Source organism: Lentzea sp. NPDC020367 (assembly GCF_044387305.1).
Lineage (GTDB): Bacteria > Actinomycetota > Actinomycetes > Mycobacteriales > Pseudonocardiaceae > Lentzea.
On sequence record NZ_JBIRVV010000002.1, the window covers coordinates 1,094,572 to 1,110,884 of the forward strand.

Sequence of the window (16,313 nt, forward strand, 5' to 3'; positions counted from 1 at the left end):
CAAATAGAGGGCTCAGCGGCGGAACGGCCGGCGAGGATCACGTGCCGGCAGGCCGTCGAAGGGCGTGAACCACGCGGGCGCGGTGTAGTCGCCCATCCGCAGGTCCCGGTTCTGCTCGTCGTCGGGGTCCTCGATGCCGTCCCGGCTGGGATCGAACAGCTCGAGAATGTCGTTGTCCTGGAAGAGGACTTCCCGCAGCAGTTCCCAGTCGAGATCGTCGGTGTGCGCCGGAAGCGCGCTGAAGTCTTTCTCCAGGCCCGACCAGCCGTCGTCGACCGCGTCACTCGAGTAGCTCAGCATGAGGTGCAGCGCCATCTCCTCCGCCGCACAACAAGGTTGCGGCACCCGCCCCGCCGCCAGGTCCTCGGCGAGATCGTCGAACGACCGCGCGGCCTGACGACGCCAGATCGCGTTCTGCCGCCACGTGATCCGCGGGAACTCGTCGAACACCGACCACTGCACGGTCGTTGTCACCGGGTGGTCGCCGTACTCGGCCACGTCGTCGTAGGCGTGATCGGCGAGCAACCCCGCCATGCACCACAACACGGCCGCCGTGCGCGACGTCACCTGAAAGCCGGCACACCGCCCGCACGACGGCCGCCCGCACGCACACACCTCGAACAACGCGGCGAAGTCAGGCGACGGCCGCAGGTGACCGTTCGCCTCGACCGAGTACTCCGCATCGCCGACCTCGACACCCTCGACGTCCACCACGGCGTCCAGGTCGAGGAGCAGCGACAGCGCGGCGGCCGAGTCCCCCGCGACGTCGTCTCGTTCAGCGGCACGCAGTTGTTCCTGTGTTTGCCCGGAGTCCAGCGCGAACACCATTCCGTCGATGTACGCCAGCGCCGCCCGCTCCAACGCCGCCGGGTCCGCCACGTCCACCTCGAACTGCGCGGTGACCTTGAACCTGCGTCCGGCGACAGCGTCGTCATCGACCATGCGACGCAGCTTAGGACCGGCGGCGCCGATTCCGGGTCAGGCGGCCACCACCAGCCGTTCGGCCATGATCCGCAGCAACACGTCCTGGTGACGGGTCAGGAAGAAGTGCCCACCGGGCAGCGGGACCAGCTCGAACCCGCCGGTGGTGTGCTCGGCCCACGCCCGCACGTCCGGCAGCGGAGCCACCGGGTCCTCGGTGCCGGTGAACGCCACCACCGGCGTCGAGAGCAGCGCGCCGGGCGTGTGCCGGTACGTCTCCACGGCGCGGTAGTCGTTGCGCAGCACGGGAAGGATCATGCGCACGACCTCCTCGTCGCCGAGGAGGTCCGCCTCCGTGCCGCTCAGCCGGCGGATCTCGGCGATCACGCCCTCGTCGGAACGGGTGTGCACGCGGTCGTCGCGGTAGCGGTCCGGCGCGCGGCGGCCCGAGACGAACAGGGCCGCCGGGCCGGTGCCCTGCTCTTCCAGGCGCCGCGTCACCTCGTAGGCCACCATCGCGCCCATGCTGTGGCCGAACAGCGCCAGGGGCAGGTCGGAGTCCAGCAGCGCGGTGATCCGGTCGGCCAGGGCGTTGATCGTCGGGATCATCGGTTCCTGGCGGCGGTCCTGCCTGCCCGGGTACTGGACGGCCAGCACCTCCACGTCCGGGGCCAGCGCCCTGGACACCGGGAAGAAGAACGACGCCGAACCTCCCGCGTGCGGCAGGCAGACCAGGCGTGCCTTGGGCGCCGCGGTGGGGTGGAAGCGGCGGAACCAGGCGTTGCGGTCCTCCATCACCACGTCACCGGGAGCTCGGCCACGCGGTACACGCCCAGGCCACCAGGCGGCACGTCCTCCGCGGGCACGGCCAGGCGCAGGTTCGGCAGGCGGGCGAACAGGGTCGAGAAGACGACCTCCAGCGCGGCCGTGGCGAAGTTCATCGCGACGCACTGGTGCGGGCCGTGGCCGAACGTGAGGTGCGTCTTGTCGTCGCGGCGCAGGTCCAGCTCGTCCGGCTCGGGGAACGCCTCGGGGTCGCGGTTGACCGCCGGCGTCGCCAGGATGACTCCCTCGCCCGCGCGGATCGTCTGGCCGCCGACCTCGATGTCCTCGGTCGCGAGCCGCGAGATGATGTCACCCGCGGAGATGTAGCGCAGCAGCTCCTCGACGGCGCGCGGCGCGGCGCCGGCCGGGTCCTCGCGCAGGACGTCGGCCTGTGCCGGGTTGTTGAGCACCGCGAAGGCACCGAGCGAGATCATCGTCATCGTCGACTCGTTGCCCGACACCGTCACGAGCATCGCCGAGTTGAGCAGCTGCTGGAAGCCGATCTCGCCGGGACGCTCGTCGAAGCTCGTGACCATGTGCGTGGCGAGGTCCTCGCCCGGCTCGGAGCGCTTGCTGTCGAACAGCTTGATGTAGAAGTCGCTGAGGGTGTAGATCGCCGGGATCATCATGTCCGGCCGCGTCGCCAGGTACTGGACGTGCTCGGTGTAGACCCCGCGGTCCTCCTCCGGCACGCCGAACAGCTCCGCCATCATCAGCGACGGGAACGGCACGGCGAACTGCGACACCAGGTCCGCGGTGTCGCCGCCGGCCACCATGTCGTCGATCAGCCCGTCGACGATCCGCTGGATCTTCGGCCGCATCATCTTGGCCTGCCGCAGGGTGAAGCTCGGGATCACCAGCCGGCGCTGGGCGTTGTGCTCGGGGTCGTCGAGCTGCGCGAACGTCAGCGCGTCGCCCTCGGGGACCGGCTGCGGCATCCCCGTGCCGGGCATGATCTTGGCGTTGTTCGGGAAGTCCGGGTGCGAGCGGGCCGCCGACAGTCGCGGGTCGGACAGCAGTGCGCGGGCCTCCGCGTAGCCGGTGACGACCCAGGCCGTCTTCTCGTCGACCAGCTTCACCTTCGACAGCGGCGCTGTCCGGTGCAGCTCCGCGTATCCGGCGGGCGGCTGGTACGGGCACTTGCCGCGCGGAAGCGGGAACGCGGGCAGCTCGGTCGTGGTGGTGTCGAGGGTCATGCCGGATCTCTCCGATCGGTTGTGGTGGTGCTGACGACCAGCGGGACCCGCTTCGGTGCGAACAGCAGATGGGATTCCCGGTACTCGACGGCCTCGTCGACCGTCCACACAGGAATTCGGTCGAACAGCACGTCCAGCGCGCCGGTCACCTCCACGCGCGCGAGCATCGCGCCGAGGCAGAAGTGGATGCCGTGGCCGAACGTCAGGTGGCGGTTCGAGCCGCGGCGGATGTCGAACGTGTCCGGGTCGGCGAACACGGCGTCGTCGTAGTTCGCCGAGAGCATCCACGGCACGACGACCGCGCCCGCCGGGATCGGGTGCCCGGCGATCTCGGTGTCGACCGTGGTGTAGCGCTGCAACCGCGTCGAGGGAGGACGGCAGCGCAGCACCTCCTCGACCGCGCCCGGCAGCAGCGACCGGTCCGCCCGCAACGCCGCCTGTGCCTCGGGATGCTCAGCCAGCAGCACGAGGGCGTGGCCGAGCACCGCGGCGGTCGTGAGATGGCCGGCCTGCAGGATCTGCACGGCCAGGCTCGCGACCTCGGGATCGGTCAGGCGCTGGCCGTCCAACTCCGCGCGCACCAGGTCGCCGATCAGGCCCGGCGCCGGTTCGGCCCGCCGCCGCGCGCACAGCTGCAGCAGGTAGCCCATCAGTTCGAGGAACGGGCCGCCCAGCGCGTTGTCCGCGGCCGCGCGCACGGCCGCCTCGTCGGTCAGGTTCGGCGGCTCGATCTCCATGATCTGCTCGACCAGCGTCCGGAACGCGCCCGCGTCGGCGGCCGGGATCCCGAACAGCTCGGCGATCATGACGGCGGGCAGTTCGACGGTGAAGTGCTCGACGGCGTCGAACCCGCCTGCGGGCGCCCGGTCCAGCAGGTCGCCGGCGATCTCGGCGACGCGCGGGGCGAGGTCGCGCATCTTGCGGGGCGTGAACGCCTGCGCCGCGAGCCGCCGCAGCTTGCCGTGCTGCGGCGGGTCGGTGACGAGCATCATCCCCTCGGTCATGTTCGGCACGTCCGCCGGCAGCACGTGAGCCGGGTTGCTGGAGAACGTCGCCGGATCCTTGGTGACCCGCTCGACGTCGGCGAACGGGAAGACGTGGTGGTTGCCGAACCCGTCGACGTGCACCTCGCCCCGCTCCCGCATCCGCCGCAGCCACGCGAGCTGGTCCGCGAGACCGAACCGCGCCGAAGGGATGTCCTCAGTGGACAGAGAGCTGGTCACGCCCGCTTCACCCGGACGCGGACGGACTTCGGGGTGAACAGCTCGCTCTCGTAGAACTCGACCGGCTCGTCGGTGAGGACCTCGATCGAGCTGAAGCGGCGCAGCAGGGCCGCCAGGCCGAGCCTCGCCTCGGTCTTGGCCAGGGCCGCGCCGAAGCAGTAGTGGATGCCGTGGCCGAAGGTGAGGTTGCGGGAGGCGCCGCGGTCGATGTCGAACGTGTCCGGGTCGGTGAACTCGGCCTCGTCGTGGTTGGCCGAGAGCAGCGACAGGAAGACCATGCTCTTCGCCGGGATCTGCACGCCGCCCAGCTCGGTGTCGGTGGTGGTGAAGCGCTGCAACCGCGGCACGGGCGGGGTGAACCGCAGGACCTCGTCGACCGCGGCCGGGATCAGCGCGGGGTCGGCGCGCAGCCTGGCCTCGATCCCGGGGTTCTCCGCGAGCTTCAGCACGGAGTTGGCCAGCACCGACGCCGAGGTGATGTGCCCTGCCTGCAACAGCTGGATGGCGAGGTTGACGGCCTCGTGGTCGGCGAGCCGCTCACCGTCCACTTCGGCCTGGAGCAGGTCGCTGATGAACCCGTCGCGCGGGTTCGCGCGCAGCTCGGCGCAGAGCCCCGCCATGTACTGCTGCATCTGGACGAGCGGGCCGAACAGCGCCGCCTGCAACGCCGCGTCCATCTCGGCCGCGTCGTTCGGGTTCGGCACGGTGACCTGGAGCAGCTGCTCGGTCCAGCCGAGGAACTGCGGCAGGTCGGCCCTCGGGATGCCGAGCAGCTCGGACACCACGACCAGGGGCAGGTACTGCGAGAACGACGTGACGAAGTCGAACTCGTCCTCCGTCGCCGCGTCGAGGAGTTCCCCGGCGATCGCGTCGATGCGCTCGTTGAGGTCCTTGACGCGCTTCGGGGTGAACGCCGCGCTCGCGATCCGGCGGACCTTGGTGTGCGCGGGCGGGTCCATCACCGCGAGCATGCCCGCGGACAGCTCCGCGGCGGCCTGCGGCATCACGTGCGACGGGTCGCTGGAGAACGTGCCGGGGTCGCCCAGCGCCTTCTGCACCTCGGCGTGGGTGAAGACGTGGTGCATGCCGAACGGGTCGCGCAGCACCGGGTTGGCGGCGCGCATGCGGCCCAGCCACGGCAACGTGTCCGACAGTCCGAAGCGGACGGACGGGGGCAGCAGCGCCGGGTCGAACGCCGGCATGACGAACTCGGTCATCTCAGTCCTTTTCCTTGTCATCAAAGCTGTTCGAGCCATGAGCGCACGGCGTCGGCGCCGGCCGCGGCGTGACTTTCCATCATCGACCAGTGGTTGCCGGGAACGTCGACGCCGACGTGCGGCGCGGTCCAGCTCGGCCGCCAGGCGTCACCGGACTCCCCTTCACCGCTGACCGACTGCAGGGACTCGGTGGCGCGCACGAACAACGTCGGCACCGCCGTGTCCTGCGGCTCCCAGTCCGCGAACACCCGGAAGTAACAGCCCATGCCGGTCAGCCGCAGGTCGTCGATCCCGCCGACGGCCTCCTCGCGGTCCTGCGCACTGGTCACGAAGGTGCTCTTGAACCGGTCGATCTGCCCGCTCCGCGGCAGGTAGGTGTCCATCAGCACGATGCCCTCAGGCGGTGAGCCGAGCTGTTCCAGATGCGTGGCCACGGCGTGCGCGAGCCAGCCTCCGGACGAGTGGCCGAGCAGCACGAACGGTGTGCCGCCCGCGCGGTTCCAGACCAGCTCCGCCTGCAGTTCGACGGTCGCCTCCACCGATGCCGGCAGCAGCTCGCCGGGGCGGAATCCGGGCGCGGGCACCATGGTGACCTCGCGTTCGCCGCGGAACCCGGCGGCGAACCGCGCGTACTGCTGGGCCCCGGTGATCGCGACGGGAGCGGCGAAGCAGAGCAGGTCCGGCGTCCGGTCGCCGCGGGCGAGCCGGACGGGTTCCGGGAACTGCCCGACCTCCGTGATGCTGTCGAACGACGGGCGCAGCCGGGACGCCGCCTTGATGAACTCGACGGCTTCGGCGATCTTCCCCTCGTCGCAGGCCTTGCGGTACAGCAGCTGGATCGAGCCGGTCTCCGGCTGCTCCACGGTCGCGTCCTCAGTGGACACTTCAGCGGCGGCCTGGGGAACGAGTTCGCCGCCGAGGAACTCGACGAGCGCGTCCGCCGTGGGGTGGTCGAACACCAGCGTCGCCGGCAGCCGCAGCCCGGTGAGCCCGATCAGCCGGTTGCGCAGCTCGACGGCGGTGAGCGAGTCAAAGCCCAGTTCGGGGAAGCCGACGCCGGCCGGAATCGCCTCTGGACCGGCGAAGCCGAGCACTCCGGCCACCTGGGTCAGCACGACCTCCCGCAGCGCGGCCTGGCGTGCGTCCCCGGTCAGCCCGGCCAGCCGCTCCGTCAGCGACGCGACGTCGCCGGCGGTCGCGGCGGCCCGGCGAGCGGCGGGCCTGATCAGCCCGCGCAGCAACGGCGGCACGCCACCCGCGCCGAACTGCGTCCGCAGCGCGGCGACGTCGAGGTGCATCGGCACCAGCACCGGGTCCTCCGCCGAACGACCGGCGTCGAACAGGCGCAGGCCTTCCTCCGACGACAACGGCCGCAGGCCGGCCCGGTTCACCTTGTCCCGCCCGGACGAACCGAGCTTGCGGGTGAGGTCGCTGGCCTCGTCCCACAGGCCCCAGGCCAGTGACGTGGCGGGCAGCCCCGCCACCCGCCGGTGGGTCGCCAGCGCGTCCAGGTAGGCGTTGGCCGCGGCGTACCCCGCCTGCCCGGCGTTGCCCAGCACTCCGGCGGCGGACGAGAACAGGATGAAGTCCGTCAGCCCGGCGTCGCGGGTCAGCTCGTGCAGGTGCCACGCCGCGTCGGCCTTGGGCCGCATCACGGTGGCGAGACGCTCCGGGGTGAGGCCGTCGAGCACGCCGTCGTCGAGAACACCGGCCGCGTGCACGACAGCGCGCAACGGGAACTCCGCCGGGATGGAGGCGAGAACCGCTGCCAGTGCGTCACGGTCGGACGCGTCGCACTCCGCGACGGTGACGCGCGCTCCCGCCGTTTCGAGGTCTGCCACCAGGGCGTCAGCGCCGTCGGCGGCACGGCCGCGGCGGCTGGTCAGCACGACGTGCCCGGCTCCCTGGCGAGCCACGTGCCGGGCCACCAGGCCGCCCAGCAGTCCGGTGCCTCCGGTGATGAGCACCGATCCGGCCGGGTCGAACCCGGCCGGATCGGTCTCCGAACCGGCGGAACGGGCGAGGCGCGGCACATGGATGTGCCCGTTCCGCACGGCGGTCTGCGGCTCGTCGCTCGCGGCGAGCCTCGTCAGGAGTTCGTCCGGTGTCGCCGGCTCCGCGTCGATCAGCGCGAACCGGCCGGGGTGCTCGGTCTGCGCGGACCGCACGAGTCCCCACACCGCGGCCGCGGCCAGGTCCGTGACGTCCTCGCCGGGCAGGGCCGCGACGGCGCCACGGGTGACGACCGCGAGCCGTTTCGCGGCGGAGTCCTCGTCGGACAGGAAGTCCTGCAACGACGTGAGCACTCCGGCGGTGGTCTCGTGCACGTCGCCCGACGCCACCACGACGAGAACCGGGCCCGTCGAAGCGGTGTCAGCGGGCACGGCCACCGGGGTCCACTGCACGCGGAAGAGCGGATCGCGCCGGGTGTTCAACGCCTCGGCGGAGACGGGACGGGTCACCAGCGACCCGATCGTCAGCACGGGTTCGCCCGCGCTGTCGGCGACGTCGAGGCGGAGACCGTCCGTCCCGGCCGGGGTGATCCGGACGCGGATCGCCGCGGCACCAACGGCGTGCAGGCTGACGCCGGTCCACGCGAACGGCATCCGCGCGTCGCCCCTGTCGGCACCCGCGACCATGCCCGCGTGCAGTGCCGCGTCGAGCAACGCGGGGTGCAGGCCGAACCGGTCCGCGTCGTCCGCGTCGACGGCGACGTCCGCGAAGATCTCCTCACCGCGCCGCCACACCGCGCGCAGGCCCTGGAAGGCCGGCCCGTAGCCGAATCCTCGCTCGGCCAGCAGCGCGTAGGCGCCGTCCAGTTCGACCTCGGTCGCACCGGCGGGCGGCCACTCGGTCAGCGGCGTTCCGGCCGGTTCGCCGGTGCCGAGCAGGCCAGAAGCGTTGCGGGTCCACGGTTCTTCCGAACCGGCGGGGCGCGAGTGGATCGTCACCTCGCGGCCGGCTCCGACCACGACCTGCACCTGGATCCCGCCGAGTGCGGGGAGCGTGATCGGCGCTTCCAGCGTCAGCTCTTCCAGCACCGGGCTGCCGGCGTGCGCACCGGCTTGGAGGGCGAGTTCGACCAGAGCCGTGCCGGGAACCAGTGCGCTACCGAGCAGTGCGTGGTCCGCCAGCCACGGATGAGTGCGCAGAGACAGCACGCCGGTGCACAGGAAGCCGCCGGACTCCGGCAACGCCACGACCGCGCCGAGCAACGGGTGACCGGCGGACTCCAGCCCGGCCGAGCCCACATCCCCCGCCCCCGCAGGCGATTCGAGCCAGTAGCGCTCGCGTTGGAAGGCGTAGGTCGGCAGGTCCACCCGCTGGGCGTCGGGGAACGCCTCGGTCCAGTCGATCCGCACGCCCTGGACGTAGGCCTCGGCCAGCGAGGTCAGCAGCCGGGCAGGTCCTCCGTCCTCACGGCGCAGCGTGCCGACCGCGATGACGGGCCGCTCGGCCGTCTCCTCGATCGCCGTGGTGAGCACCGGGTGCGGGCTGCACTCGACGAACACACCGTGGCCACTGGCCAGCAGGGTCGTCGTGGCCGCCGCGAACTCGACGGTGTCCCGCAGGTTCCTGGCCCAGTAGGCCGCGTCGAGTCCGGTGGTGTCGAGGAGGTCCCCGGTCACCGCCGAGCAGAACGGGATCTCCGCCGCACGCGGCGTGATCGGGGCGAGGACCTCGAGAAGCCGGTCGTGGATGCGGTCGACGTGCGCGGAGTGCGAGGCGTAGTCGACCGGGATCAGCTTGGCGCGCACGCCATCGGCCACGCAGGCGTCGACGAACTCGCTCAACGCCCCCGCGTCGCCCGAGATCACCACCGAGGACGGGCTGTTGACGGCGGCGAGCGAAAGCCCGTTCCACCGCTCCAGCCGTTCTCCCGCGGCTTGCGCGGGCAACGACACCGAGGCCATTCCGCCGGCGCCGCTCAGCGCCAGGATCTCCTTGCTGCGCAACGCGACCACCCGCGCGCCGTCGTCGAGCGACAACGCGCCGGCGACGACGGCGGCGGCGATCTCGCCCTGGCTGTGCCCGACGACAGCGGCGGGTTCGACGCCGTGAGCGCGCCAGACCGCGGCCAGCGACACCAGCACGGCGAACAGCACCGGCTGGACCACGTCGACGCGGTCCAGGTCGCGGCTCTCCCGCAACACTTCCACGGCGGAGAAGTCCACATAGGACGAGAGTGCGGCGGCGCATTCGGCCATCCGGCCGGCGAACACCGGCGAGGACTCCAGCAGTTCGGCCGCCATGCCCTGCCACTGCGAGCCCTGCCCGGGGAAGACGAACACGGTCTTGCCGGGCCTGGTAGCAGTGCCGCGCACCAAAGAAGCGTGCGGCGTGTCTTCGGTCAACGCCGTCAAGCCCGCGGCGAAGTCACCGCCGATCACCACGGCACGATGGTCGAACGTGGCCCGCGTGGTGGCCAGAGACCAGCCGACATCCGCGGGGTCGTCGGCCACGGAGGTCAACGCCCTTGCCTGGCCTCGCAGAGCAGCTTCGGAACGCGCCGAGATCACCCAGGGGAGGACAGCCGCCGAACGTCGCGGGGTGCTGTTCGGCGCGTCCGGGCTCGCCTCCAGGATCGCGTGGGCGTTGGTCCCGCTGACACCGAACGACGAGACCGCCGCACGGCGCGGCCGCCCGGTCTCCGGCCACGGCCTGGCCGCCATGAGCAGCTCGACCTGGCCCGCCTGCCAGTCGACGTGCGGGGAAGGCTCGTCGACGTGCAGGGTCGCCGGCAGCACGCCGTGCCGCATGGCCTGCACCATCTTGATCACGCCCGCGACCCCGGCCGCGGCCTGGGTGTGTCCGATGTTGGACTTGACGCTGCCGAGCCACAACGGCTCGTCCGCGCGGTCCTGTCCGTAGGTGGCCAGCAGGGCCTGGGCCTCGATCGGGTCGCCGAGCGCGGTGCCGGTGCCGTGCGCCTCCACCGCGTCCACATCGGACGGTGCGAGCCTGGCGGCGGCCAGCGCGGCGCGGATCACCCGTTGCTGCGCGGGACCGTTGGGCGCGGTGAGCCCGTTCGACGCGCCGTCCTGGTTCACCGCGGTGCCGCGCACCACGGCGAGCACGCGGTGACCGTGGCGGCGGGCGTCGGAAAGCCGTTCCACCAGCAGCATTCCCGCCCCCTCCGCCCAGCCGGTGCCGTCCGCCGACGCGGCGAAGGACTTGCACCGCCCGTTGCCGGACAGCCCGCCCTGGCGGCTGAACTCGAGGAACGCCGTCGGCGTGAACATCACCGTCACGCCGCCGACGAGCGCCATCGAGCACTCCCCCGACCGCAGCGACTGCGCGGCGAGGTGCAGGGCGACCAGCGACGACGAGCACGCCGTGTCGATCGTGACCGCGGGCCCTTCCAGCCCGAAGGTGTAAGCGACCCGGCCGGAGGCCACGCTGCCCGCGCTGCCGTTGCCGAGGTAGCCCGCGAGGTCGTCCGGCACGGAGGTGAGCCGCGAGACGTAGTCGTGGTACATCAGGCCGGCGAAGACACCGGTCTTGCTGCCGCGCAACGTCACGGGGTCGATGCCGGCGTGTTCGAACGACTCCCAGGCGGTCTCCAGCAGCAGGCGGTGCTGCGGGTCGATGGCCATGGCCTCGCGCGGGGAGATGCCGAAGAACTCGGGGTCGAAGCGGTCGGCGTCGTAGAGGAACCCGCCCTCCGGCACGAAGTCGCCGGTGTCGGGCACGTCCCAGCCGCGGTCGGACGGGAACCCCGAGATGCCGTCGCGGCCTTCGGTGAGCAGCTCCCAGAACTCCTCCGGCGAACTGACGCCACCGGGGTAGCGGCAGCTCATGCCGATGATCGCCAGCGGCTCGTCGACCGGCCCCGCCGTCGTGGCCGGGGCGACCGGTGCCTGCGCACCGCCGAGTTCGGTGACGAGGTGCTCCACCAGGGCGGAGGGGCTCGGGTAGTCGAAGATCAGCGTCGCGGGCAACCGGAGCCCGGTCGCCCCGCCGAGGCGGTTGCGCAGCTCGACGGCGGTCAGCGAGTCGAAGCCGAGGTCCTTGAACGCACCGTCGAGGTCCACCGCGGCCGCCGAACCGTGCCCGAGCACGGCGGCGACGTGCGTGCTGACCACGTCGGCGAGCACCTCACGACGTTCCGCCTCCACCAGGCCCGTCAGCCGCTGCGCGAGGGCCGCGTCGACGGCTTCGCCCGCGCGGCGCATCGGCGTGCGGACCAGGCCGCGCAGCAACCAGGGCAGCATCCCGGCGGACGCCTGCCGGCCGAGCGCGGCCAGGTCGAGGCGGCTCAGCACGGACACCGGAGCGGGACCGGAGAGGGCGGCGTCGAACAGCGCCAGACCGTCCGCTGTGGACAGCGGGACCATGCCGCCGCGACTCATCCGGCGCAGGTCGGCGTCGGCCAGTTCCGCGGCCATGCCGGTGGCCCAGGCGCCCCAGGCCATCGCGGTGCCCGGCAGGCCGGCGGCCCGGCGGTGGGTCACCAGCGCGTCGAGGAACGCGTTCGCGGCGGCGTAGTTGCCCTGTCCCGCGCCGCCGAGCACACCAGCGGCGGAGGAGAACAGCACGAACGCGGCCAGCGGCCGGTCGCGGGTCAGCTCGTGCAACGCCCAGGCGGCGTCCACCTTCGGCCGGAACACGGCCTCGAACCGTTGCGGTGTCAGGGATTCCACGACACCGTCGTCGAGCACACCGGCGGCGTGCACGACGGCGGTCAGGTCCGGAATGCCGTCGAGAACAGCGGACAAGGCATCCCGGTCGGCCACATCGCAGGCCACCGCAGAGGCATCGGCACCGAGTTCCTCGAGCAGTTCCGCGGCACCCGGTGTGTCCAGCCCGCGGCGGCCGGTCAGCACCAACCGGCGAACGCCCTGCCCGGCCAGATGCCGGGCGACCAACGCGCCGATGCTGCCCAGCCCGCCGGTGATCAGCACCGTGCCGTCGAACGCCGGAGCGTCCACATCGGACTGAGCCGCGCGAGCCAGCCGCAGCATCCGCAGTTCGCCGTCACGCCAGGCCAGCTGGGGTTCGCCGGTGGCCGCCGCGGCCTCGAGAACCTCATCGGTCAGGTCGTCGGTGTCCAGGAGCACGAACCGGCCGGGGTTCTCCGACTGCGCGGCCCGCACGAGTCCCCACGCGGCGGCCGCGGCGAGGTCCGGGACGTCCTCGCCGTCGCGCACCGCCACCGCGCCCCGCGTCACGAACACGAGCCGGGCGTCGGCCGGATGGTCTCCGCCCAGCCAGTTCTGCAACGCCTCCAACGTGATCGCGCTCGTCCGGCGGACCTGGTCGGGCACCTCTCCCTCGACGGACGGAAGACGCACGACCTCGACGGGTCCGGCGAAGTCACCGGCGGGAGCGGGCTGCCACTCCAGGGCGAACAGGGCGTCGCGCAGGCTCCGCCCGGCGTTCAGGCCGTCGGCGGACACCGGCCGCGAGACCAGCGAACCGATCGTGGCGACCGGCTTGCCGGCCGGGTCGGCGAGAGTCAGTGACACGGCACCGGTTCCCGCCGGCACCAGCCGTACTCGGAGGCTGGAAGCACCGGCGGCGAACAACGAGACGTCGGTCCACGTGAACGGCAGCCGTCCCTGCGGCGCCTCGTCCGGCGTCGCCAGTCCTGCCGCGTGCAGGGTCGCGTCGAGCAGTGCGGGGTGCAGGCCGAAGCGCTCCGCGGCGGCGGCGTGGTCCTCGTCGAGCGAGACCTCGGCGAACACCTCCTCACCCCGGCGCCAGGCGGCACGCAGTCCGCGGAAAGCGGGGCCGTAGTGGAAACCCGCGGCCTCGACGGCGTCGTAGATCCCGTCGACGGACACCGGCTCGGCGTCCGCGGGCGGCCACGTCGTCAGGTCCGGTCCCGCGGCGGCCACACCCGGCGCCAGGAAACCGGCGGCGTGCCGGACCCACGGCTCGTCGAACGCGGCACCGTCCGGCCGCGAGTGCAGGACGACGCTCCGGCGGCCACCCGCATCGGGCGCACCGACCGCGAGTTGCACCTGAACGGCGTCGTCGCCCAGGACCAGCGGGGCTTCGAGCGTCAGCTCCTCGACGCGCTCGCAGCCGGCCTGTTCCCCTGCCCTCAGCGCGAGTTCGAGCATCGCGGTGCCGGGCAGCAGCACCGTGCCGAGCACGGCGTGGTCGGAGAGCCAGGGGTGCGCGCGCCGGGACAGCACACCGGTGAACAGGAAGCCGTCACCGGCCGCGAGGGACACCGCGGCACCGAGCAGCGGGTGCCCGGTCGCCCCCAGACCGACCGAGGCCGCGTCGCCGTCGGTCTCCTTGGCGTCCAGCCAGAAGCGCTCGCGCTGGAACGCGTACGTCGGCAGCGGGATCCGCTGGGCACCGTCGAACAGCGCGGCCCAGTCCACCTCCCGGCCGCGGGTGTGCAGCCGGGCGACGGCGGCGGCGAACGTCAGGGGCTCCGGCCGCTCCGGCCGCAGCGTCGCGACCGCCTCTCCCGGTGCGCAGTCACTGACCAGCGCGGCCAGCCGGCCACCGGGGCCGACCTCGACGAAGGTCGTCACGCCGGACTCGTGCAAAGTCGCGATGCCGTCCGCGAACCGGACGGTGGCCAGCACGTGCGTGACCCAGTAGCGCGGATCAGCGAACTCGTCGGTGATCTGCTCACCGGTCACCGTGGACACGACCGGAATCGTCGGCGTGCCAAAGGAAAGACCGGAGACAGCGGCCAGGAACTCGCCCGTCATCGGTGCCATCAGGGGCGAGTGGAACGCGTGGCTGGTCGTGAGTTCCCGCGTCTTGCGGCCCTTGTCCGCCCAGGCCGCGGCGACCGCCGTGACCGCTTCGGCCGGACCGGACAGCACCACCGAGCCGGGTCCGTTGACGGCGGCGATCGCGACGTCGTCGGGCAGGGTCGGGCTGATCTCGCCCTCCGCGGCCTCGACGGCGACCATCACGCCCCCCGCGGGCAGCGCCTGCATCAGCCTCGCCCTGGCGGTGACCAGCGTGGCCGCGTCCGCCAGCGACAACACGCCGGAGACGTGCGCGGCGGCGATCTCGCCGATCGAATGGCCCAGCAGGAGGTCCGGCCGCACGCCCCACGCCTCGAGCAGCCGGAACAGCGCGACCTCGACCGCGAACAGCGCGGGCTGCGTGAACTCGGTGTCGTCGAGCCGGTCGCCGTCGAACACCGCCGTCCGCACACCGTGGTCGAGCGCGGCCAGTGCGGCGTCGAGCGCGGCGGTGAACACCGGATAGGTCTCGTACAGCTCGGTGGCCATGCCCCGGTACTGGGCGCCCTGCCCGGAGAACAGGAACGCGGTCTTGCCCGGCGCCGCCACGTCGGTGATCGCCGTGCCCGCCGCGAGATCGGCCAGCCCGGACAGCAGCTCGGCTCGGTCGCGGCCGAGCACGACCGCACGATGCGGGTGCCGGGCACGGGTCGTCGTGGTGAACGCGGCGTCCACAAGGGACGATTCGTCCGCCAGGTGGTCCAGAAGTGCCTGTGCCTGGGCCGGAATCGCCTCGCGGCTGCGTGCCGAGATCAGCAACGGCAGCACCGGAGGGCTCCCCCGGTCGGCTGGCGCGTCTTCGTCGGGCAGTTCGAGGACGACGTGGGTGTTGGTGCCGCTGACGCCGAACGACGACACGCCCGCACGCCGCGGCCGTCCGGTCTCCGGCCACGGACGGGCCTCGGTGAGCAGCTCGACGGCACCCGCGGTCCAGTCGACCCGCGGGTTCGGCTCGTCGACGTGCAGCGTCTTCGGCAGCACGCCGTGGCGCATGGCCTGCACCATCTTGATCACGCCGCCGACGCCCGCCGCGGCCTGGCTGTGCCCGATGTTCGACTTCAGCGAGCCGAGGTAGAGCGGTTGTGCACGGTTCTGGCCGTAGGTGGCGAGCACCGCCTGCGCCTCGATCGGGTCGCCCAGCACCGTGCCGGTGCCGTGCGCCTCGACAGCGTCCACATCGGACGGTTCCAGGCCGGCGGCGGCGAGCGCTTCGAGGATGACCCGTTGCTGGGCCGGGCCGTTGGGCGCGGTGAGCCCGTTGGACGCACCGTCCTGGTTCACCGCAGTGCCGCGGACCACGGCGAGCACGGGGTGCCCCAGCGCCAGCGCGTCGGACAGCCTTTCCACCAACAGCATGCCGGCGCCCTCGCCCCAGCTGGTGCCGTCGGCGGACGCGGCGAACGACTTGCAGCGGCCGTCGGGAGCGAGCCCGCGCGCCCGGCTGAACTCGATGAACGCGGTCGGGGTGGACATCACCGTCACGCCACCGGCCAGCGCCATCGAGCACTCGCCGCGGCGCAACGCGGCGACCGCCAGGTGCAGTGCCACCAACGAGGACGAGCACGCCGTGTCGATCGTGAGCGCCGGACCCTCGAAGCCGAAGGTGTAGGCGACGCGACCCGACGCGATGCTGCCGGCGCTGCCGTTCCCGATGAACCCCTCGAAACCATCGGGCACCGGCTGCAACCGAGCCGCGTAGTCGTTGTACATCACGCCCGCGAACACACCGGTCCTGCTGCCGCGCAACGACGCCGGCGCGATGCCCGCCGACTCGACGGCCTCCCACGACAGCTCCAGCAGCAGCCGCTGCTGGGGGTCCATCGCGAGCGCGTCCCTGGGCGAGATGCCGAAGAACGCCGGGTCGAAGTCGGCGGCCCCGCGCAGGAAGCCGCTCTCCCGCACGTAGTAGGTGCCCAGGTGGTCGGGATCCGGGTCGTAGAGCCTGCCGAGGTCCCAGCCGCGGTCGTCCGGGAACTCGGCGATGCCCTCCCCCGCGCGGTCGACGAGGTCCCACAGCCCGCCGGGGGTGTCGGCGCCACCGGGGTAGCGGCAGCTCATCCCGACGATGGCGATCGGTTCCCTGGCCCTGGCCTCGAGTTCGGCCAGCTGCGAGCGCGTCGCGCCGAGCCGTTGCCGCGCCTGCTGAAGGTCGGCCGTGGCCCGCTTCAGGTAGTCGCGGAGGGTGTCTTCGTTCGCCATCTCGGGCGT

Annotated in this window: 6 protein-coding genes and 4 pseudogenes; all 10 read right to left on the reverse strand. The window is 72.4% G+C overall.

Going from position 1 to position 16,313, the window contains the following annotated elements; all coding sequences use genetic code 11:
• Nucleotides 1-12: 12 nt before the first annotated feature.
• Nucleotides 13-942, reverse strand: a complete 930-nt coding sequence (locus ACH413_RS11645) for a hypothetical protein (protein WP_360031048.1) — start codon at nt 940-942, stop codon at nt 13-15.
• Between the two features lie 36 nt (nt 943-978).
• Nucleotides 979-1,716, reverse strand: coding sequence for an alpha/beta fold hydrolase (locus ACH413_RS11650; RefSeq protein ID WP_360031049.1), 738 nt, complete (start codon nt 1,714-1,716; stop codon nt 979-981).
• Nucleotides 1,716-2,942, reverse strand: a complete 1,227-nt coding sequence (locus tag ACH413_RS11655) for a cytochrome P450 (RefSeq protein WP_360031051.1) — start codon at nt 2,940-2,942, stop codon at nt 1,716-1,718. The genes ACH413_RS11650 and ACH413_RS11655 overlap by 1 nt, the downstream gene beginning before the upstream one ends.
• Nucleotides 2,939-4,165, reverse strand: a complete 1,227-nt coding sequence (locus tag ACH413_RS11660; RefSeq protein ID WP_360031053.1) for a cytochrome P450 — start codon at nt 4,163-4,165, stop codon at nt 2,939-2,941. Before ACH413_RS11660 ends, ACH413_RS11655 begins: the two co-directional genes overlap by 4 nt.
• A complete protein-coding gene (locus ACH413_RS11665) occupies nt 4,162-5,382 on the reverse strand; it encodes a cytochrome P450 (protein ID WP_360031055.1) in 1,221 nt (406 codons plus the stop codon). The genes ACH413_RS11660 and ACH413_RS11665 overlap by 4 nt, the downstream gene beginning before the upstream one ends.
• 20 nt (nt 5,383-5,402) lie before the next feature.
• Nucleotides 5,403-6,266 (reverse strand): alpha/beta fold hydrolase, encoded by an 864-nt coding sequence (locus ACH413_RS11670; protein WP_396424968.1) that lies wholly within the window; start codon nt 6,264-6,266, stop codon nt 5,403-5,405.
• Between the two features lie 45 nt (nt 6,267-6,311).
• Nucleotides 6,312-6,680 (reverse strand): annotated as a pseudogene (locus ACH413_RS11675) (acyl carrier protein); the annotation flags it as partial.
• A gap of 150 nt (nt 6,681-6,830) precedes the next feature.
• Nucleotides 6,831-7,436: pseudogene (locus tag ACH413_RS11680) on the reverse strand (SDR family NAD(P)-dependent oxidoreductase); the annotation flags it as partial.
• A pseudogene (locus ACH413_RS11685) lies at nt 7,416-7,844 on the reverse strand (hypothetical protein); the annotation flags it as partial. The pseudogenes ACH413_RS11685 and ACH413_RS11680, both read right to left, overlap by 21 nt.
• A pseudogene (locus ACH413_RS11690) lies at nt 7,827-16,268 on the reverse strand (SDR family NAD(P)-dependent oxidoreductase); the annotation flags it as partial. The pseudogenes ACH413_RS11685 and ACH413_RS11690, both read right to left, overlap by 18 nt.
• Nucleotides 16,269-16,313 lie beyond the last annotated feature (45 nt).

Excerpts from the sequence above, each read along its gene's own strand:
- ACH413_RS11645 (WP_360031048.1), bottom strand. The coding sequence starts at position 942 with ATGGTCGATGACGACGCTGTCGCCGGACGCAGGTTCAAGGTCACCGCG.
- ACH413_RS11650 (WP_360031049.1), bottom strand. The coding sequence starts at position 1,716 with ATGGAGGACCGCAACGCCTGGTTCCGCCGCTTCCACCCCACCGCGGCG.
- ACH413_RS11655 (WP_360031051.1), bottom strand. The coding sequence starts at position 2,942 with ATGACCCTCGACACCACCACGACCGAGCTGCCCGCGTTCCCGCTTCCG.
- ACH413_RS11665 (WP_360031055.1), bottom strand. The coding sequence starts at position 5,382 with ATGACCGAGTTCGTCATGCCGGCGTTCGACCCGGCGCTGCTGCCCCCG.